This is a genomic window from Lutibacter sp. Hel_I_33_5, from assembly GCF_007827455.1.
Lineage (GTDB): Bacteria > Bacteroidota > Bacteroidia > Flavobacteriales > Flavobacteriaceae > Polaribacter.
The window spans coordinates 1,961,991-1,982,335 of sequence record NZ_VISM01000001.1; the positions used below are offsets into that span (position 1 = coordinate 1,961,991).

22 protein-coding genes are annotated in these 20,345 nt (G+C 29.9%); 12 read left to right on the plus strand and 10 right to left on the minus strand.

What is annotated here, in order from left to right; genetic code table 11:
- The first annotated feature begins 36 nt into the window (after nt 1-36).
- From OD91_RS08755 to OD91_RS08775, 5 genes are all read left to right on the plus strand, one after another.
- Nucleotides 37-1,800: a BatD family protein gene (locus OD91_RS08755; protein WP_144896009.1), complete on the plus strand. Its 1,764-nt coding sequence runs from the start codon at nt 37-39 to the stop codon at nt 1,798-1,800.
- A gap of 1 nt (nt 1,801) precedes the next feature.
- Nucleotides 1,802-2,551, plus strand: coding sequence for a tetratricopeptide repeat protein (locus OD91_RS08760; protein ID WP_144896010.1), 750 nt, complete (start codon nt 1,802-1,804; stop codon nt 2,549-2,551).
- Nucleotides 2,552-2,869 (plus strand): hypothetical protein, encoded by a 318-nt coding sequence (locus OD91_RS08765; RefSeq protein WP_144896011.1) that lies wholly within the window; start codon nt 2,552-2,554, stop codon nt 2,867-2,869.
- Nucleotides 2,870-2,947: 78 nt separating this feature from the next.
- A complete protein-coding gene (locus OD91_RS08770; protein ID WP_144896012.1) occupies nt 2,948-4,810 on the plus strand; it encodes a SulP family inorganic anion transporter in 1,863 nt (620 codons plus the stop codon).
- A gap of 14 nt (nt 4,811-4,824) precedes the next feature.
- Nucleotides 4,825-5,454: a carbonic anhydrase family protein gene (locus OD91_RS08775; protein ID WP_144896013.1), complete on the plus strand. Its 630-nt coding sequence runs from the start codon at nt 4,825-4,827 to the stop codon at nt 5,452-5,454.
- Nucleotides 5,455-5,485: 31 nt separating this feature from the next.
- On the opposite strand, the gene OD91_RS08780 is transcribed toward OD91_RS08775, so the two are convergent.
- Complete coding sequence (locus tag OD91_RS08780; protein ID WP_144896014.1) at nt 5,486-5,863, minus strand: hypothetical protein; 378 nt, start codon at nt 5,861-5,863, stop codon at nt 5,486-5,488.
- Nucleotides 5,864-5,929: 66 nt separating this feature from the next.
- Nucleotides 5,930-6,445, minus strand: a complete 516-nt coding sequence (locus tag OD91_RS08785) for a CvpA family protein (RefSeq protein ID WP_144896015.1) — start codon at nt 6,443-6,445, stop codon at nt 5,930-5,932.
- Nucleotides 6,446-6,507: 62 nt separating this feature from the next.
- Between OD91_RS08785 and OD91_RS08790 the strand changes: the two genes are divergently transcribed.
- Complete coding sequence (locus tag OD91_RS08790; protein WP_144896016.1) at nt 6,508-6,867, plus strand: hypothetical protein; 360 nt, start codon at nt 6,508-6,510, stop codon at nt 6,865-6,867.
- Here OD91_RS08790 and OD91_RS08795 read toward each other — a convergent pair.
- Entirely contained in the window at nt 6,864-7,658 is a 795-nt protein-coding gene (locus tag OD91_RS08795; protein WP_144896017.1) for an SDR family oxidoreductase, read from the minus strand. The genes OD91_RS08790 and OD91_RS08795 overlap by 4 nt on opposite strands.
- Nucleotides 7,659-7,751: 93 nt before the next feature.
- Here OD91_RS08795 and OD91_RS08800 point away from each other — a divergent pair, with 93 nt between their 5' ends.
- On the plus strand, nt 7,752-9,089 hold the full coding sequence (locus tag OD91_RS08800) for a TlpA disulfide reductase family protein (protein WP_144896018.1): 1,338 nt from the start codon (nt 7,752-7,754) through the stop codon (nt 9,087-9,089).
- On the opposite strand, the gene OD91_RS08805 is transcribed toward OD91_RS08800, so the two are convergent.
- Together OD91_RS08805 and OD91_RS08810 are read right to left on the minus strand one after the other, a co-directional pair.
- Nucleotides 9,086-9,445, minus strand: coding sequence for a YraN family protein (locus OD91_RS08805; RefSeq protein ID WP_144896019.1), 360 nt, complete (start codon nt 9,443-9,445; stop codon nt 9,086-9,088). The two genes, OD91_RS08800 and OD91_RS08805, sit on opposite strands and share 4 nt — an antisense overlap.
- Nucleotides 9,445-10,419 (minus strand): LD-carboxypeptidase, encoded by a 975-nt coding sequence (locus OD91_RS08810; protein WP_144896020.1) that lies wholly within the window; start codon nt 10,417-10,419, stop codon nt 9,445-9,447. Before OD91_RS08810 ends, OD91_RS08805 begins: the two co-directional genes overlap by 1 nt.
- A gap of 126 nt (nt 10,420-10,545) precedes the next feature.
- On the opposite strand from OD91_RS08810, the gene metG reads away from it, so the two are divergent.
- A complete protein-coding gene (gene metG / locus OD91_RS08815) occupies nt 10,546-12,615 on the plus strand; it encodes a methionine--tRNA ligase (protein ID WP_144896021.1) in 2,070 nt (689 codons plus the stop codon).
- A 45-nt stretch (nt 12,616-12,660) separates the two neighbouring features.
- On the opposite strand, the gene OD91_RS08820 is transcribed toward metG, so the two are convergent.
- Nucleotides 12,661-12,996, minus strand: a complete 336-nt coding sequence (locus OD91_RS08820) for a single-stranded DNA-binding protein (protein WP_144896022.1) — start codon at nt 12,994-12,996, stop codon at nt 12,661-12,663.
- Nucleotides 12,997-13,157: 161 nt separating this feature from the next.
- On the opposite strand from OD91_RS08820, the gene OD91_RS08825 reads away from it, so the two are divergent.
- The 3 genes from OD91_RS08825 to OD91_RS08835 all read left to right on the plus strand — a co-directional run bounded on the left by OD91_RS08825 (nt 13,158) and on the right by OD91_RS08835 (nt 14,737).
- Nucleotides 13,158-13,697 (plus strand): GNAT family N-acetyltransferase, encoded by a 540-nt coding sequence (locus OD91_RS08825; RefSeq protein WP_144896023.1) that lies wholly within the window; start codon nt 13,158-13,160, stop codon nt 13,695-13,697.
- Nucleotides 13,690-14,043 carry a hypothetical protein gene (locus OD91_RS08830; protein ID WP_144896024.1) on the plus strand — a complete coding sequence of 118 codons (354 nt, stop codon included), beginning with the start codon at nt 13,690-13,692 and terminating at the stop codon, nt 14,041-14,043. Before OD91_RS08825 ends, OD91_RS08830 begins: the two co-directional genes overlap by 8 nt.
- Before the next feature lie 130 nt (nt 14,044-14,173).
- The gene (locus OD91_RS08835) at nt 14,174-14,737 is read left to right on the plus strand and encodes a hypothetical protein (RefSeq protein ID WP_144896025.1); all 564 of its coding nucleotides are present in this window, start codon (nt 14,174-14,176) and stop codon (nt 14,735-14,737) included.
- A 3-nt stretch (nt 14,738-14,740) separates the two neighbouring features.
- On the opposite strand, the gene OD91_RS08840 is transcribed toward OD91_RS08835, so the two are convergent.
- Nucleotides 14,741-15,205, minus strand: coding sequence for a CBS domain-containing protein (locus OD91_RS08840; protein ID WP_144896026.1), 465 nt, complete (start codon nt 15,203-15,205; stop codon nt 14,741-14,743).
- A 105-nt stretch (nt 15,206-15,310) separates the two neighbouring features.
- On the opposite strand from OD91_RS08840, the gene OD91_RS08845 reads away from it, so the two are divergent.
- A complete protein-coding gene (locus OD91_RS08845; RefSeq protein ID WP_144896027.1) occupies nt 15,311-17,614 on the plus strand; it encodes a M28 family peptidase in 2,304 nt (767 codons plus the stop codon).
- On the opposite strand, the gene pyk is transcribed toward OD91_RS08845, so the two are convergent.
- The 3 genes from pyk to rnc form a co-directional block, all read right to left on the minus strand.
- The gene (gene pyk / locus OD91_RS08850) at nt 17,611-19,038 is read right to left on the minus strand and encodes a pyruvate kinase (RefSeq protein ID WP_144896028.1); all 1,428 of its coding nucleotides are present in this window, start codon (nt 19,036-19,038) and stop codon (nt 17,611-17,613) included. The two genes, OD91_RS08845 and pyk, sit on opposite strands and share 4 nt — an antisense overlap.
- 1 nt (nt 19,039) lies before the next feature.
- Nucleotides 19,040-19,510 carry an IPExxxVDY family protein gene (locus OD91_RS08855; protein WP_144896029.1) on the minus strand — a complete coding sequence of 157 codons (471 nt, stop codon included), beginning with the start codon at nt 19,508-19,510 and terminating at the stop codon, nt 19,040-19,042.
- Between the two features lie 95 nt (nt 19,511-19,605).
- Nucleotides 19,606-20,343 carry a ribonuclease III gene (gene rnc / locus OD91_RS08860; RefSeq protein WP_144896030.1) on the minus strand — a complete coding sequence of 246 codons (738 nt, stop codon included), beginning with the start codon at nt 20,341-20,343 and terminating at the stop codon, nt 19,606-19,608.
- Between the last annotated feature and the right edge of the window lie 2 nt (nt 20,344-20,345).

The following is a 20,345-nucleotide window of genomic DNA, read 5'->3' on the forward strand; positions in this document are numbered from 1 at the left end:
TAGTTGTTAATTACTATTTTTGCTCAGATTTATAAAATGAAATTACGTTTTTACATATCATTAATTATTACGCTACTTACGTTTAATTTATATGCGCAAGAAGGTACTTTGGTTGCTAAAGTGAGTAAAAATAAATTAGGGCTAAACCAACGTTTACGTGTAGAGTTTTCTATAAACAAACAAGGTTCAGATAATTTTACACCACCCAATTTTAGAGATTTTAAAGTAGTTGGTGGTCCAAATCAATCTGTAAGTCAGTCTTGGGTTAATGGACGAGCAAGTTTTTCGCAATCATATACATATATCATTCAACCAAAAAGAAAAGGAGAGCTTTATATTCAGTCTGCAACAGTAGAAATCGGTGGAAAAACGGTTAAATCTACTCCTGTAAAAGTAGTTGTTTTAGATGCTGTAGATCTTCCTAAAGATCCTAACGATCCAAATTATATTGCACAACAAAATATTCATTTAGTTGCAGAAGTTTCAAAATCTAGACCATATGTTGGTGAAGGAATTTATGTAGAATATAGATTATATGTTAGTCAAAATATTAATGTATATGATTTTAGTACATCCGAAGCACCGCAATACAATGGTTTTTGGAATCAAGAAATAAAAAGAGATGGGTTGTCTGTAAAAAACGGAACCTATAATGGTGAGAGTTATCGTTATGTCGTTTTACAAAAAGCCTTATTAGTACCAACAAAATCTGGAAAACTTACTATTGATCCGATGAAAATGGAAATCCTTATTGGTGTTCCAACGGGTAGAGCAGATTTTTTTGGAAATGTAATTACAAAAAATATTCGTCGAGATTTTGCATCGCCTAAAAAAACAATTATTGCTAAATCATTACCATTAGAAGGTAAACCAGATAATTTTAATGGTGCTGTTGGTGATTTCTCTTTTAGTGTAAACTTGAGTAAAAACGCTTTAAAAGCAAATGAATCTTCGCAAATAAAAGTACGTGTAAATGGAAAAGGAAACTTAAAATTATTTGAGATTCCTAAGATTACAACTCCAGAAGAATTAGAAGTGTATCAGCCAGAAAGAAAAGAAAAAACAAGAGTGACTTCTACCGGAATAAGAGGTGAAGTTTATGATTTGTATACGGTTGTTCCACAATATAAAGGAAAATATAAAATTCCAAGTACTTCTTTTTCTTACTTTAATGCAAAAGAAAAAAAATACCATACAATTACTACTGAAGATTTATTTGTAAATGTTTTAGAAGGAAAAGAATTAAAAAGTAATTCTGATGTAAGTTCAGTTGTAAAACAAAACGTAAATACTACAGGAAATAATTTTAGATACATACAAACTAAAACATCTTTTTCAACTATAAAAACAGACGATTTTTATAACTCTAAATTGTTTTATATTTTATTGTTACTCCCTTTAATTGCTATTCCAATAGGAATTTTTATCGCCAAGAAAAATGAAGCAAGAAGCAATGATATAATTGGTAATAAATTAAGAAAAGCAGAGCGTTTAGCTAAAAAATATTTAGCTGATGCTCAAAAACAATTAGGAAAAAAAGAAGCGTTTTATGAAGCTTTAGAACGTGCTTTGCACAATTATTTAAAAGCAAAATTAGGCGTTGAAACTTCTGATATTAGTAGAGATAAAATATCTCAAATTTTAACTGATAAGAATGTAGAAAATTCAACCATAGATCGATTTATTGATGTATTAAAAGATTGCGATTTTGCACGTTATACACCAATAACAAATGTGCAAATGAAGGAAGAGTACGAAAAAGCGAAACAGATAATCATGGATTTAGATAAACAACTATAAAATGAAAAAAATATTCTTTTTATTGTTTTTACTTCCCAGCATATTGTTGGCACAAACCGCTAATGATTTATTTACAACCGCAAATAATTTATACAAAGAAGGAAAGTATAAAGAAGCCATAAAGGTTTATCAAAAGATAGAAAAAAAAGACCAAGTTTCTTCAGATGTATACTATAATTTAGGGAATTGTTATTATAAATTAAATGAAGTGGCAGCAACCATTTATAACTATGAAAAAGCCTTATCTATTAACCCGTTACATAAAGATGCAACCAATAACTTAGTCTTTGCAAAACGATTAACTTTAGACAGAATTGAAGAATTACCGAAGTCTATTTTACAAAAATTCAATGAGAATTATTTGCAAAAACTCACGTATAATCAATGGGCAATTGTAGTTGTGGTACTATCTTTTTTAGCTTCCATACTGTTTTTATTATTCTATTTTTCTGAAATCCCAACTAAAAAAAGGTTCTACTTTATAAGTAGTATTCTTAGTTTTATCATGTTGTTCTCTAGCTTGTTAATCACCATAAATCAATATAATTTAAGTACCTCTAAAAGGCATGCAATTGTTTTTTCTAAAAAGATAGATGTAAAAAATGCACCAACTTTAAACGGAAATGATGTCTTTACAATACATGAAGGAACAAAAATTATGGTTTTAGATGAAGTAGATAACTGGAAAAAAGTTAAATTAGCTGACGGTAAAATTGGCTGGCTAATTGCTGATGAAATCAAAGAACTATAAATGATTACATTATTTAAACATCACATTTTTAAATTTATACTTTTAGCTGTATTATCGCTAAAGGTATGTGTGTTTGTAGCAGATAATCTTTCTATTCTTTCTGATACTCCAACAGCTTCTCATATTGTTTTAGACGATTTTGAGAATGAAAATGAAGAGAATAAAGAAGTTGATGAATCAGAGAAAATTAATCAATCAATGTATCCAAACGCTTCAGAATCATCCTATATTATTGATAAAAACTTATCAATACATATTATAGAGAATTATAGAATTCAATATTTAGAGTATACAACTCCGCCTCCAGAATTTAGTTAATCAGTTTCTGGAAAAAAATCAACATTAATTTACAAACACGACTTGTCTAAAAGCAAGTAATTTTAAAAAATTTTATTCATGAAAAATTTATTTTCAAACATAAAAGGTGACGCTTTTGGTGGAATTACAGCAGGAATTGTTGCTCTACCGTTAGCATTAGCTTTTGGAGTTTCATCTGGTTTAGGCCCAAGTGCTGGATTATATGGAGCCATATTTATTAGTTTTTTTGCTGCATTATTTGGCGGAACTAGCACACAAATTTCGGGACCAACTGCACCTATGACAGCAGTAAGTATGGTTGTAATTGCAAGTATTATTGCTGCTAATGATGGTGATGTAAATAAAGCACTACCTATTATTTTAACGGTGTTTTTATTAGCTGGATTAATGCAAATTGGTTTGGGAGCTATTGGTTTAGGGAAATATATACGATATATTCCATACCCTGTGGTTTCTGGTTTTATGACAGCAATTGGAGTTATCATTCTAGTAACTCAAATTTTACCATCTTTAGGATATTACGCAAAAGAAGATGCTCAATTTGTTGAACAATTTAAACCTCAAGCAGAAGAAATTATCCTTGAGAATATTCTTAAAGAAGAAGCTGGAGAAGGAATTTTAGTTTTAGAAAATTTCAAAGAAACAATTACTAGAGCTGAAAAGATTTCTCAAGCAGATATTCTAAAGGAATCTAAAACTTTGGCAGGTAAAGAAGCTTCTGGAGTTTTAGGCGCGTTTAAAGTATTACCTAAAGCGTTACAAAATATTAATTGGCTAGAATTACTATTAGCGTTGGGTACTATTATTATAATTTATGGGTTTAAACGGATTACCACGGCAGTTCCAAGTACATTAGTCGCCTTACTGGTAATGTCTGGAATAGCAGTCGGTTTTGGGCTAAATTATCGTCCAATTGAAGAAATTCCAAGCGGATTCCCAATTCCGAATCTAGAAATATTTTCTAGTTTCTCCTTATCAAGTATTACACCTTATATATTTACTGCTTTAACATTAGCGTTATTAGGTGCAATCGATTCTTTGTTAACTTCTGTTGTTGCAGATAATATGACAAAAACGAAACATAAACCCAATAAAGAATTGGTAGGTCAAGGTATTGGAAATAGTATTGCAGCTATTTTTGGAGGGATTCCAGGTGCTGGAGCAACCATTAGAACCGTTGTAAACATCAATTCTGGTGGAAAAACGAAACTTTCTGGTATGATAGCTGGTATTATGTTATTAGTTATTTTATTAGGTTTAGGTCCCATTGCTTCACAAATTCCTGCAGCAGTTTTAGCAGGTATTTTAATTACCGTAGGTATTGGTGTAATGGATTATAAAGGATTAAAAGCAATTCCTAGTTTACCAAAAGACATTAAACTAGGACCACTAAAATTAAGTTCAGAAGTATTAATTATGTTAATCGTATTATTACTTTCTACTTTTTGGAATTTAGTATATGCAGTAGGAATCGGATTGGTAATTGCTTCTTTAATGTTTATGAAAAAAATTGGGGATTTAACCGCAGAGCGATCGGACGTAAAATCATTAAAAGAAGAGCCATGGGCAGATGAAAAGGATTTCCCTAAAAACTTAATAGAAGAAGTATTTATTAAACACATTAAAGGGCCATTATTTTTTGGATCTACAAGTGATTTTCAAGCATTAGCAAAACAGATTCCTGATACCGCATCAACTGTTATTTTGCGATTAGGAAGAATGCAATACATGGATCAATCTGGATTGTATGCAATGGAGGATATGTTACAAGATTTAAAATCAAAAAATGTTGAAGTCTTATTTGTAGAGTTATTAAAACAACCTAAATATATGATGGAAAGAATCGACATCATTCCAGATTTTATTCCAGAAAATCATATCTTTAGTTCTTTTGATGAATGTGTAGAATGGGTAAAACAAAACGTAAAGGATAATAATTAAAAAATATTAGAAAGATGAAAAATATAGCAATTAATAAAGAAGTTCAAGGAAAATTATCTCCAAAAGGAGTTTTAGGAGATTTACTTGATGGTAACGAAAGATTTAGAAACAATGAGTTACAAGCAGCAGATTATAACGCCTTAGTAAAAGATACTGTTGGTGGTCAGTTTCCAAAAGCTGTAGTATTGTCTTGTATAGATTCTCGTGTGCCTGTAGAGCAAGTTTTTGACCAAACTATTGGTGATATTTTTGTTGCCAGAGTTGCTAGGAATTTTGAAAATACAGACATTTTAGGAAGTTTAGAATACTCGTGTAAAGTTGCAGGAAGTAAATTAATCTTAGTTTTAGGTCACGAAAGTTGTGGTGCTGTTAAAGCGGCATGTGATGGCGTAGAATTAGGTAATATTACCGAAATGCTAGACAATATTATGCCTGCTGTTAAGAAATCTTCTGATGAAGTAGATGGAGAAACAAATTCTTCGAATAAAGAGTTTGTGGCTAAAACAGTTGAAAATAACGTACTGTTAACTATTGATAGAATTCGTGAAAAAAGTGGAATTCTTAGAGAGATGGAAGACAATGGAGAAATTGAAATAGTTGGTGCTGTTTACAAACTTTCCAGTGGTAAAGTAGAATTAGTATAAAAAATGAAAGGCTGGTTTTAACCAGCCTTTTTTATTTTAAAGTCATTCTACCCTCCCAGGTATTACCACCAAGGGTTGACTTATAATAGATTTTTTTTCCTCTTTTTCCAGTAATCTTTACATGGAGTTTTGAGCCTAGTTTAAAAGGGAAATTTGGAAGTGTTGCTTCGTTTATAATTAAATAATACTCGCATTCTGAAATCCATTTAATATCAGATTGAATAATATATTTACCTTCTTCGTGATATTCTGTGTGTTTATCTTCATTAAAAACAACCAAAACTTTATCCTTACCTAGCTTATAGGTAAAAGAATTATTCTTTAAAACAGTACAGTCTTGTTTTATTGAAAATGAGGACAGTGCAAAAAAGAGGCACAGAAATAAAAAGAGTCTTACTACAACTTTCATTATTCTTATTTAGCGGATGAGCAAGATACAATTTTCTTATGAGAAAAAAATATTTTTGTTGTTAAACTAGCTAAATTTGTTGAGATCAATTTCTTTTTCTTCACCTTTGATTATTGATGGTAAAATAGTTGGTGCAATCATTTTAACTGGACCATAGAGAATTGACTTATCTAATGTCTCCTTTTTAATAAATGGAAGTGTATCATTCATCTTTCCAAAAAAGATAAAAACAACACTTAAAATCAGTCCAATTTTTAAAGCGCCAAACACACCGCCTAATATTTTATTAATAATACCTAGTGCTGCAAAATCTGCAATTTTTGTTAATATTTTTCCCAATAATCCAATGACAATAATAATAACAACAAACGTTCCTGCAAAAGCGGCTAACGATATATATTCTTCGCTCCAAGAAACAGATTCTTTTAAATAATCGCCAATAAAATAAGAGAAATGTATTGCGCCATAAACACCTCCAACTAAAGCAACCAATGAGGCTACTTCGACAAATAACCCTTTCATTAATCCTCTAACGAATCCAAATAATAATAACGCTGCGATAATAATATCAAAAATATTCATTTACTAAATTTTTAGGTAAATATACATAACTCATTTGTATCTTTGATTTTATATTAACAAGTATGACTGAAGTTACTAATTTAAAAGAAAAATGGAATCTTTTGGTTACAAAATTAACCGATCGATTTTCTGAAGGAGAAACCCTTAATGTAGATGGAATCATCTATTTAATTGGTGTACAAGAATTAGGGCAAGGGCATAGAACTTTTAAAAAAGATGAAAAAGTTAACTTAATGCATATTGCAATTTGTAAACTTTTAGAGCCTTATGGGTATTATGAGTTTGATTATTTTGATGGTGATGGTTGGCCACATTATAAAACAATAACTGAATTACCGAATCTAAAACCCGGTGAACAAACAGTTTTGATGAAAGAAGCTATTGTTAATTATTTTGATGGGTTAAAATACATTACCGATTAAGTAACACTTAATTTACGAATCATATACGATAACAATTTAGGATAAAAACGTTTTGCATACACGCCTGACTTCTCTTTTAAACCAGCAATATAAACTTCTTCTTTTTTCTTAAAAATCGCTTTTGCCATTAGTTTTGCAAACTTCTTTGGATGAATTCCGTTTTGAGTGGCAACATCCATTTTTTGCTGTGGAGAACCATCACCAGTTAAAGCATTTTTAGAAACATTTGTTTGTACAAAACCTGGACAAACTAACGTTACTGGTATATTATCTTGATAATGTTCTGCTCTAAGGCTATCAAAAAAACCATGCAAGGCATGTTTGCTTGCAGCGTAACTAGAACGTAAAGGTGTCCCAATTTTTCCAACTATACTGGTAGTTACTACAAATTGACCTTGTTTATTTTTTATAAAATGAGGTAAAATTGCTTTTGTTAGTGCAATAGTTCCTAAATAATTAATATCTAATAACCGTTTATCAACATCAATAGAAGTGTCTTTTGCAAAAGATCTTTGACTAATTCCACCATTATTTACCAAAATATCAACTTTATTAAAACAAGAAATAGCCTTATCAACTGTATTAGAAAAATTGGTGTAATTTTCTAAATCTAACGGAAGAACTTTCACTTCTGAAGGATGTTTACATTCATTTTTTACAAGTTCTAATGCTTCCTTTTTTCTAGAGGATAAAATAATTTTCGCATTTAAATTAGAAAGCTCAATTGCCAGTGTTTTTCCTATTCCAGAAGAAGCTCCAGTAATCCAAATAACTTTATTAGAAAAATCCATTTTTGTAAATTTTGACTTACAAGATACCTATTTTAACAGAGAAATAGTATTTTTGGTACGTTTCTTGAAATTCTTTAGATAAAATCAATATTGATGAAATATATTCTACTTCTTTTGTTATTCCCTTTTATAACAAACGCACAACACACGGTAAAAGGAACTTTTAAATCTCCTAAACAATATCAAACAGCTTTATTATATAAGGTTGAAGGAGCAAGACAATTATATAAAGCGCATAGTCCTATTACATCTATAAAAAACCCAATAATTCCTTCAAATCATATTGGTAGCTTCACCTTAAAAGTTCCAGAAAACTTAAAACCTGGAGCTTACAGAATATTTTATGATACACAAAATAACGGGTATGTAGATTTTCTTTATAATAAAGAAGATGTTGTTTTTGAGTTTATTCAGAAAATAGAAGGAGAAATAAAATTTAAAGAATCTAAAGAAAATTTATTGTACACTAATTTTTTAGATGAAATAACTCCTGCTCAATATGTAACAGATTCCTTACAGCAAGTCTATTTAAAAACTCCTAAAAAAAGTATTGTAAAACAATATAAAAAGTCCTTAAAAAAAACAAAATCTATTCAAAATTCGTATTTAGAAAAATCTAAAGAAACAATGGCTTTAGACTTTATTAAAGCTTCTTTTAACCATAGATCAGCATTGCCTTTACCTGCAAATGAATTAGTTGAATATAATAAAAAGCATTATTTTGATAACATAGATTTTACGAATCAAAATTTACTAAATTCTTCTTTTGTTATAGAACGAGTTGCTAACTATATAAATACTTATAAAACTGAAGGGAAATCATCGTTACCACTTATAAAAACAGCTTTAGATAAAATTAATGATACTGCTTTTAAAAGTGGTATTGTCATGTATTTTATATCTCAATATGCACATTTAAAAGATGCGGAAATTGTTAATGAATTGTTTGAAAATTACTTTGATAAGCTGCCTAAAGAACATCAAGATGCAAGCTTTAAAGAAAAAATGAAAGAGCAAATAAAGGTTGCTTATAATGTTGTTGCACCAGATTTTTCTTGGAAAGATGGTAAAAAAACTAGTAAACTTTCAGAATTAAAAGATGGAGAAAACTACATCCTAGTTTTTTATAGTACAGGGTGTTCTCATTGTGTAAGAGAAATTCCACAATTATATACATTTATGAAGCAATATAACAACATAAAAGTTGTTGCTTTTGCTATGGAAAAAGATGAATATGATTGGTTAAATTTTAAGGCTGATTTAGAAGATTGGCATCACGCAATTGGTTTAGGAAAGTGGGAAAATAAAACAGCTAGAACATACCAGGTTCACTCCACTCCAACCTATTACATTTTAGACAAAGACAAAAAATTTATTGATTTTCCAGATAGCTTAAAAGATTTAAAAAAGGGAATAAAAGCCTTGAATTAAAAATGCAAAAAAGCATCTTTTAAGTGCTCAATTTTTGATGTATTATTTTGATAAATGATCCCAATAATATCAAACCGTACTTCTACATCTAAATCTTTTTCTATCACATAATAATCGATTGCAGAAAGTAATAATTTTATTTTCTTTGGATTGACAAAATCTTGTGGATTCCCAAAATAATCGGTACTTCTTGTTTTAACCTCAACAACAGCTAAGATATCTTCTTTCTGAGCGATTATATCTACCTCTGCTTTTTGATAACGGTAATTTTTCTCAAGAATAAGATATCCTTCTTCAATTAGAAAATCAATAGCTAATTGCTCTCCTTTTTTGCCAAGTTCATTGTGGTCTGCCATTATTCAAAAACTACTGAAGACTGATTACTGCTAACGGCCAACTTAATACTTCTTCCTAAAATCATAGCTCTATTATCCGATTCGTGCCCCGCAGGAAAATCAAATAATACTGGAATGTCTTTAGGTACAACATCTAAAATTAATTGCTGAATAGAACTTCCCCAAGGTGTTGAGTTTTTCTTCACTTTTGTCATATCACCGACAATAACGGCTTTTACTTTCGTAAAATATGCTGCACGTTTTAAACTTTGTAACATTCTATCAATAGAATATTTATATTCTCCAATTTCTTCAATAAACAAAATTTTTCCTTCAGTAGAAATCTGACTTTTAGAACCCAACATCGAGGCTAAAATTGCAATATTACCACCCACTAATTGCCCGTTTACATTTCCGTTTCTATTGTATTTTGAGGAAGGAATTGTGTAAGATAAATTATCTCCAAAAAGTGCTTTCTTGTATGTAGCAATTGTTTTAATAATTTCTTCAGGTTTTTCTTCTAAACTAGTTGGCATCATTCCATGAATAGTTTCTACACCTAAATTATGAATATGGTTGTGAAATGCAGTAATATCAGAATATCCAATAATCCATTTCGGGTTTTTTAAAAATTGGGTAAAATCTAGTTTGTCTAAAATTCGTACAGAACCATATCCCCCACGAGCAGCCCAAATTGCTTTTATGTTTGGATTGTCTAAAGCTTTTTGAAAATCTTCGCAACGTTCATCATCTGTTCCTGCAAAATGATGCGCTTGAGTAAATAAATTCTTTCCTAAAACAACTTTTAAACCCCAACTTTCTGCTAATTTTTTTGCCTTAGCAATTACATCTTTTCTATTTTTTAAAATTCCAGCAGGCGCAACAATAGCAATAGTATCTCCTTCTTGTAAATATGCCGGAGTAATTAATTTTATAGGTTTAGTTTGTGCTGTTAAAGAAGCACTAATCATCAATAAGAAAAGTATTTTTTTCATAATTCTGGCTTAAATCTTTTGGAATAGCAATCTAAAAATCTATTAATTGTAAATGTATTTAATTTCAATCAGTTTAAAAAATTGCTTTTTTGTACTTTTGTCAACCAAAAATCAGTCCAAAAGAACATGAGTTCACCGAAAAGATATACAATTACAGCCGCATTACCTTATACAAATGGTCCAATTCATATTGGGCACTTAGCTGGAGTGTACGTTCCTGCAGATATTTATGCACGTTTTTTACGTTTAACAAGTAAAGATGTTGCCTACATCTGTGGTTCGGATGAACACGGTGTTGCCATACCAATGCGTGCTAAAAAAGAAGGTATTTCTCCACAAGATATTATTGATAAATACCATGGAATGATTAAAAAATCCTTTGCAGAATTTGGTATTTCTTTTGATAATTATTCACGTACATCTGCAGAAATTCATCATGAAACAGCATCAGAGTTTTTTACAAAAATGTACAATGATGGTGAGTTTGTAGAAGAAGTTACGGCTCAATTGTATGATGCTGAAGCAAATCAGTTTTTAGCAGATCGATTTGTAGTTGGAACTTGTCCTAAATGTAATTTTGAAGAAAGTTATGGAGATCAATGTGAAAATTGTGGAACTTCTCATAACGCTACCGATTTAATCAATCCAAAATCTGCTATTACTGGAAATGTTCCATCAATAAAAGAAACAAAACACTGGTTTTTACCCTTGGATAAACACGAAGATTTTTTACGTGAATGGATTTTAGAAGGGCATAAAAAAGATTGGAAACCGAATGTGTACGGACAAGTTAAAAGTTGGGTTGAAGACGGTTTAAGACCAAGAGCAGTAACTAGAGATTTAGATTGGGGAATTCCTGTTCCTGTTGAAGGAGCTGAAGGAAAAGTATTATATGTTTGGTTTGACGCGCCTATTGGATATATTTCATCAACTAAAGAATGGGCAGCAAGGGAAGGTAAAAACTGGGAAGATTATTGGAAAAAAGAGGATACAAAGTTGGTTCATTTTATAGGGAAAGACAATATTGTTTTTCACTGTATTATTTTTCCATCGATGTTAAAAGCGCATGGCGATTATATCTTACCAGAAAACGTTCCAGCAAACGAATTCTTAAATTTAGAAGGAAATAAATTATCAACATCTAAAAATTGGGCAGTTTGGTTGCATGAGTATTTGGAGGAATTTCCAAATCAGCAAGATGTATTACGTTATACCTTAACGGCAAATGCTCCTGAAAGCAAGGATAATGATTTTACTTGGAAAGATTTTCAAGCAAAAAACAACAATGAATTAGTTGCTATTTTTGGTAATTTTATCAATAGAGTAGTTGTATTAACAAATAAATATTATTCAGGAATTGTTCCAACTCCTAATGATTTTACTGAAGTTGATGAAGATGTTTTAGTGGCTGTAAAAGAGTTCCCAAATGTCATAGCTAAATCTATTGAACGTTACAGATTTAGAGAAGCAAGTCAAGAATTAATGAATCTTGCAAGACTTGGAAACAAATATTTAGCAGACGAAGAACCTTGGAAAGTAATTAAAGTTGATGAAGAACGAGTTAAAACAATTATGTATGTTGCTTTGCAAATTTCTGCTGCTTTAGCAGTAGTTTCTGAGCCTTTTTTACCCTTTACTTCAGATAAGTTAAAATCAATCCTTAACCTGTCACCTCGAGCGCAGTCGAGAGGTCTTAGGTGGAAAGACGTTTCTGAAAAAGCTGTTTTAATTCCAGCAGATCATCAATTAAACAAAGCAGAATTGTTGTTTTCTAAAATAGAAGACAAAACAATTGAAGCTCAATTAGCGAAATTAGAAGCAACAAAATTAGCCAACGAACAAGAAAATAAAGTTGTAGAACCGCAAAAAGAAACCATAGAGTTTGATGATTTTACAAAACTAGATATTAGAGTTGGTACTATTTTAGAAGCAACTAAAGTTCCGAAAACTAAAAAGTTATTGCAATTAAAAGTAGATGTTGGAATTGATGTTAGAACCATTGTTTCTGGAATTGCAGAAAGTTTTTCTCCTGAAGAAATTATCGGACAACAAGTAACAGTTTTATGTAATTTAGCTCCGAGAAAATTACGTGGTGTAGAAAGTCAAGGAATGATTTTAATGACCGATACTCCTGATGGAAAATTAGCTTTTGTTGAGCCTCAACAAGCTATTAGGAATGGAGAACAAATAAGTTAAAAAAAGCCGCTAATTAGCGGCTTTTCATCACAGCAATATTCCCACTTATTTATTACCCAGCATCAAAAGTTCATTACAAACTACCTCAGTAACATATCTCTTTTCTCCTTCTTTAGTTTCATAAGATCTAGAAGTTAATTTTCCTTCAATAGCAACTTCATTTCCTTTTTCTAGATATTTTTCTATGATTTCTGCTGTTTTATTCCAGGCAACTACATTGTGCCATTGTGTGTCGGTTATTTTTTCACCTTGCGCATTTTTATAACTTTCATTTGTAGCAATAGAAAATTTTGCTAATTTTTTTCCACTCTCTAAAGTGATGATTTCTGGATTGTTTCCTAAGTTTCCAATTAACTGTACTTTGTTTCTTAACGTATTCATAAGATAAGTTTTAATGATTTATAAATTGTCAATTCGTTTTGACATTGCAAAGATGAAACATGATAAAAATTTAAAATGGTTGTTAAATACTTGTTTTCGTTTGTAAACGAATGTTGTCGTTTAATTATTTTTAATATATTTGTAATCAAATAGTTATAAACATGAAGTTTTATTTAGAAACAGAACGGTTAATTTTAAGAGAGGTCTTAGATACAGATATTGAAGGAATGTTTACCTTAGATTCTAATGTTGAAGTACATAAATATTTAGGGAAAAAGCCGATAAAAAGTTTAGAACAAGCAAAAAAGAATCTCAATTTTATAAGACAACAATATCAAGAATTAGGAATTGGGCGTTTTGCCTGTATAGAAAAATCGACTGGAGATTTTATAGGTTGGTCTGGTTTAAAACTGAATGTCGGAGAAAAAGAAGCACTAAACGGATTTACAGATTTTGTTGATATTGGTTATCGATTTATTCCTAAATATTGGGGAAAAGGATATGGATATGAATCTGCAAAAGCTTGTTTAGAATATGGTTTTACTACCATGAAATACAACACAATTTACGGAGCAGCAGATATAGAAAATATAGGTTCGAATAAAATTTTACAAAAAATAGGATTACAATTTGTCAACGAATTTGAATTTAAAGGGGTGGATGTGAATTGGTATGAACTTACTAAAGAAAACTATGAGTGATAGAAAATGTTTAGAATGTTCGGATAAAGTTGTTGGCAGGATAGATAAAAAGTTCTGTTCAGATTATTGTAGAAATGCCTACAATAACAAAGTAAATAAAGAAAGTAAAAACTTAATTAGAAATACTAATAATAGGTTACGGAAAAACTATAAAATATTAACCGAATTAAATCCTTCTGGAAAAACAAAAGTATCTAGAAGGAAGCTATTTGATCATGGTTTCGACTTCCAGTTTTTTACATCAATCTACACCACAAAAACAGGTAATGTATATTACTATATTTACGACCAAGGATATTTAATTCTAGAAAACGAACTCTATTTATTAATTAAAAAAGACAATTAAATTGCTATTATTCCAAATTAATATTTCTGAATACTTATTTCCAATATTGATTATAAGTGTAATAATTATCTGCGCAATTTTGTATTACTATTTCAGTAACAAGCAAGTTATTATTAGGGTATTAAAAAAGTTGCCAAAAAAATCTATTGGCAGTATAAGAACCAATGAGTTTACTAAAATTACAGGTAAAGCATTACATGTAAAAGAACCCCTGATTGCTCCTTATAGTAAAAGAAAATGTATTTTTTATACAATAAAAATTGAACAAGAAAAGAATAGTGGTAAAAGTTCATATTGGGATACAATTGTAAAAGAAGAAAAATTTCAAAACTTCTTTATTGAACAAAATGGAGATTATGTAATGGTTAAACCTATTGATTTTCCTAAAAATTTTAAAAGTCATTTAGTCATTGATAAAAATACATCATCAGGTACTTTTAATGACCCGAATCCGAAATTTAAAGCGTTATTAGATTATTATGACATTAAAAGTGAAGGTTTTCTTGGTTTCAATAAATCTTTGCGATTTACTGAAGCAATTATTGAAGTTGGTGAACAGATAACTGTAGCAGGAATTGCAAAATGGAAAAGTATAAAAGAACCTATAGAAGGATATTCTTATTCTAAAATTGCAGCCTTAGAAGCTTCTGATAAACAAAAAATTATTATTACAGATTTACCCAATTTGGGATAAAAATTACCAAGTAGTTCCGCTTAATTTCATGGCAGCTTTTAATACATCTTTCTGACTAATTTGACCTATTAATTTACCGTTTTCTACTACTGGAAAACGTCTTCTTCTAGAATTGATAAACTTATTTGCAGCATCAAAAACATTCATGTTTTTATCAATAGTATCAACTTTTGTATTCATGTTTTTACCAACCGTATTGTCACTATCCATTGGCATATTGTAGTATTTGCTATCAGAAATGTGCTTTATACAATCGGTTTCAGAAATTATTCCAACTAATTCATTCTTATCGTTTACAACAGGTCCACCAGAAATTTTGTTATTAATAAGCGTGCTAATTACATGATCTATAGGGTCTTCAGCTTTAAAAGTAATCAGTTTTTTTGTCATATAATCAGACACTAAAATAGGTTCACTTTGTTTCCCTTGCGATGCGTCTCTTTTTCCTTGAAAGTTAATTATCCCCATAATATATAGTTTTTATTGTAACTAAAGTTACTGATTTTAGGCTGTTTATAACAATGTTTGAAGTACTTTTTTTAAATTCATTACTTTTATATAAAATATTTACGAATGAAATTCGCTTCAAAACTTATATCAATATTCATTATAATCGCAACAATCTATTGGGGTTTTTCTGACATGAAACCTTCGTTATCATCTTATAATGAATCTACAGATAAAACTACATTTTCTTTAAATAATGCATTACATCATCTAAAAAAAATTACTCAAAAAGCGCATCATGTTGGATCTGATGAACATACAATCGTTCAAAAATATTTAGTAAACGAATTAGAAAAATTAGGGTTAGAAACACAGATTCAAAAACAAGTTGCCTCAAACGAAAAGTGGTTAGCAGTAACGACAACCGAAAATATTATTGCCAGAATTAAAGGTTCTGAGAGCGGAAAAGCATTACTCCTTTTAACACATTACGATTCTAGTCAACATTCTTCTTTAGGAGCAAGTGATGCTGGTTCTGGGGTAGTGACAATATTAGAAGGAATTAGAGCTTTTTTAGCAAAGAATCAACAACCAAAAAATGATATAATCATTCTTATTTCTGATGCTGAAGAATTAGGCTTGTTAGGAGCAAAAGCATTTGTAACCAAACATGATTGGGCAAAAGATGTTGGTTTGGTATTAAATTTTGAAGCAAGAGGAAGCGGCGGTGCAAGTTATATGTTGATGGAAACTAATGGTAAAAACAGTTCACTTATTCAGGAGTTTTTAGAGGCAAAACCTAATTACCCTGCTGCAAATTCATTAATGTACAGTGTTTATAAAATGCTGCCCAATGATACAGATTTAACAGTTTTTAGAGAACAGGGGGATATTAACGGATTTAATTTTGCCTTTATTGGAGATCATTTTGATTATCATACAGCGCAAGATTCTTATGAAAGATTGGATAGAGAATCATTACTACATCAAGCAGATTATCTAGAAACTACTCTTAACTATTTTTCAAATTCCGACCTAAGCAATCTAAACAGTAATGAAGATTATGTGTATGTAAACTTTCCTTTTAAAGGGCTTTTAACCTTTCCTTTTTCTTGGATTAACTACTTATTAATTGCTGCAATACTATTGTTTTTTGTTTTATTATTTTTTGGAATCTCATTAAACAAATTTTCACTTTCTGGGATCGGAAAAGGATTTTTAGCATTTCTTTTATCATTAATACTATGTGTTGGAATTTCATTTGGTTTATGGAGATTGTTATTAATAATTCATCCGCATTATCAAGACATGCTACATGGGTTTACCTATAACGGATATCAATATATTATTGCCTTTAGCTTTTTAAACCTTTGGATACTATTTAAAATTTACAACCGATTTTTTAAAGAACAAAAAACAACTGATTTATTAATCGCTCCAATAACTTTTTGGATTATTATTAATGCCTTAGTATTATTTTATTTACCCGGTGCCGGATTTTTTATTATCCCTATTTTTTGTGCTTTATTGATTTTATCGATTCTTGTTTTTATGAGTCTTAAAGAAAAATCTAAACCTATTTTATTTGCTATTCTTTCTATTCCAACTATCTATATTTTTGCACCAATGGTAAAGTTATTTCCTGTTGGTTTAGGTTTAAAAAACTTATTTATTTCAGCCATTTTTATTGTGCTAATTTTTGGATTGATATTCCCAATTTTTCATCAGAAAAAAAGAAAAAACAGGTTACAAACTATATTCGGTTTCTTAACAATTATATTCTTCGGAATGGCAACGTATAACAGTGGTTTTTCAGTTGATAAAAAGAAACCTAATAGTTTGGTTTATATACAAAATAACGATACTAATTCTGCCTCTTTTGGCACATATAATAAAAAAATAGACGCATATACAGAACAAATTTTCGGAGAAAACCCATCAACTGAAAAAAAGAATAATGCGGAGACAAAAAGCAAGTATAACACTCGTTTTAATTATATCAAAAAAACTGAAAATAGAAATATTGCTAGCGCACTAATTACCACGCAAATTGATACACTAATTGGAGAAGAAAGAGTATTAGATTTGATAATCACACCCCAAAGAAAGGTTCATAAAATTGAATTAAAAACTGAAGGAAAAGTAACATTTACTTCTATTTGTGCAAACGGAATTTATTTAAACGATAAAAAACCGTTAACAAAAGAAAACAAGTCTTTTCTGATCTATCATTTAGGAAATTCTGATAAACAAATACATCTATCACTTTCATTTGACAAGATGGTTAATCCAACTATACTAATGAATGAGATATCTTATGATTTGTTAAAAAATCCTGCGTTTAATTTCCGTCCAAGAAATGAAGAAATGATGCCAATGCCTTTTGTAACAAATGATGCTATTATTTGCGTACAAAAACTAACCTTTTAATCAACTTCAGAAACACGTAGGGTATTCACCATCCCTTTTGCTTCAACTGGCATAGACGTTAAGTTAATCATTAATTCACCTGGTTTTACAAAACCTTTTTCTTTGGCAATTTTATTAATGTCAACAACAGTATCGTCTGTACTTAAGTTTTTATCATAATAAAAAGCTTTAACACCCCAAAGCAAGTTTAGTTTTCCTAAAATTCTTCTTTCTGATGAAAATGCTAATACATGAGATTTTGGACGCCAAGCTGAAATTTGAAATGCTGTATAACCACTATTTGTTAGGGTTGATATTGCTGCTGCATTCGTGTCATTTGCCATTAAGGCAGCATGATAACAAACCGATTTAGTAATAAATCTATTGGTTCTAATATGTGGTGGTTTATGTGATAATTGAATTAATGGAGACATTTCTACGCTTCCAATAATTTCAGTCATCTTTCTAATCACTTTTATAGGATGTTTACCAACCGAAGTTTCTCCAGATAACATTACTGCATCTGCACCATCCATAATAGAATTGGCAACATCATTAACTTCTGCTCTAGTTGGAACAGAATTTTCAATCATGGTTTCCATCATTTGCGTAGCAATAATTACAGGAATTCTTGCTTTTTTAGCACGCATCACTAACATTTTCTGTATTAATGGAACTTCTTGCATCGGAATTTCTACCCCTAAATCTCCACGAGCAACCATTAATCCATCGCAATACGGAATTAAAGCATCAATATTTTCTACAGCTTCAGGTTTTTCAATTTTAGCAATTACAGGAACTCTATAATCAGAATGCAATGCAATTAAATCGCGTAACATTCTTAAATCTTCAGGAGTTCTTACAAATGATAAAGCAATCCAATCTACTTGCTGCTCTAAAGCAAAAACAGCATCTTTTTTATCTTTATCGGTTAGAGCTGGTAAAGAAATTGCTGTATTAGGAAGATTCACTCCTTTTTTAGAATTTAAAGGCCCTCCATCAATAACTCTGGTAACAACTTCTGTTTCTTTATTGGTAGAAATTACTTCAAATAATAATTTACCATCATCAACTAATATTTGTTCTCCAACTTTTACATCCTTTGGAAATCGTTGATAGGTCATAAAAGCCTTTTCATTTGTTCCAATACATTGCTCTGTAGTAAAAGTAAATGTGTCTCCATCATTTAAAATAACCCCATCTTCCATCACTCCTACTCTAAGTTTTGGACCTTGTAAATCACCTAAAATGGCTACATTAAAATTATTCTCTTCATTAATTTCTCTAATGATTTTTACCTTTTCTTTTACATCGTCATAATCTGCATGTGAAAAGTTAATTCTAAAAACATTTACACCAGTATTTGCTAAATCAAATAAAATTTCTTTCGTATTTGTTGCTGGTCCTAATGTAGCTACTATTTTAGTCTTTTTGTTATGAGGCATATTAAAAAATTAAAAAGTCTTTAGACTTTAATGTTGTTGAATCTATTGTGTATGAGGTTATTACTTGACTAATATTTTGAATTGCATCTATAGTTTTAGAAATATAACTATACTCTACATCGCCAATAATTTTAATAAAATAATCTACTTTTTTTTTCTCTGGAATTAAATACGTAGTTATTTCACTATCAAATAATACTTCGTTTGTTGATTTTATATTTTCTTGTTTAAAGCTATTTGCGATTAAAAACCAATCGAAATCGTATTGCTGATTTGTATAATTGTAAACAGAAAATGATGCATTGTTCTTTTCACTTTCAAAATCTAAATTATAATCAGCTCTATTAAAATTTGTTCTTAAATTCTGATTCAATAAATAAGCAAGTTTGTAATCTTCTAATGTTGTATGAACACCAATTAATGTGTACGAATCTTCTTGAAAATCATTAAAATCTAAAGAATGTACTTGCATAAAAACGGTAACCTTTATTTAGCTTTATAACTAGCTAAATTAAACATTGTTTAGCAAACGTGTTAAAAAAATAACGAAAACGTTATCGGGAGTGTTTAAGAATTAGTAATTAAATGCTGAAATGTATAATACACTCTTTTAGATGCTTGCTCTTCAGCTTTTTTCTTAGATTTTGCTCTTCCTTTTGCAATTAATTCTCCATCAATACTAACTTTTACACTAAAGTGTTTTATAGCTTGATTTCCTGTATCTTCATAGGTATCAAAGGAATATTTCTTTTTTTGTTTCTGACACCATTCAATAATCAATCCTTTATAACTGGTAATTTTTCCTTCTAGTTTTTCTATATCAACATAAGGCACAATTACTTTATCATAAATAAATTGCTTACAATAATTATAACCTCTATCTAAATAAATTGCTCCAACAAGCGATTCGAAAATATTTCCATGAATGTTATCTCCAATATTTCTACTGTCAATATTACTTTTTACATATTTTATTAACTCTAAATCTTTTCCTAACTCATTTAGATGTTCTCTACTTACAACTTTAGATCGCATTTGAGTTAAGTATCCTTCTGTACCATTTGGTACTTTTTGATAAAGATAAGAAGCAATTACAGAACCCAACATGGCATCACCTAAGAATTCTAGTCTTTCGTAATTTATTGGGATCCCTTTTTTATCAACCATTTTTACAGAACGATGTGTAAACGCCTTTTTGTAATGTGATAATTTTATGGGTTTAAAATTGAGAAGTTCTTTTATCTTATAATAGAATTCCTCATCTTCTTTATTCTGAGGTTTTACAATTCTACGAAGATAATTCATAT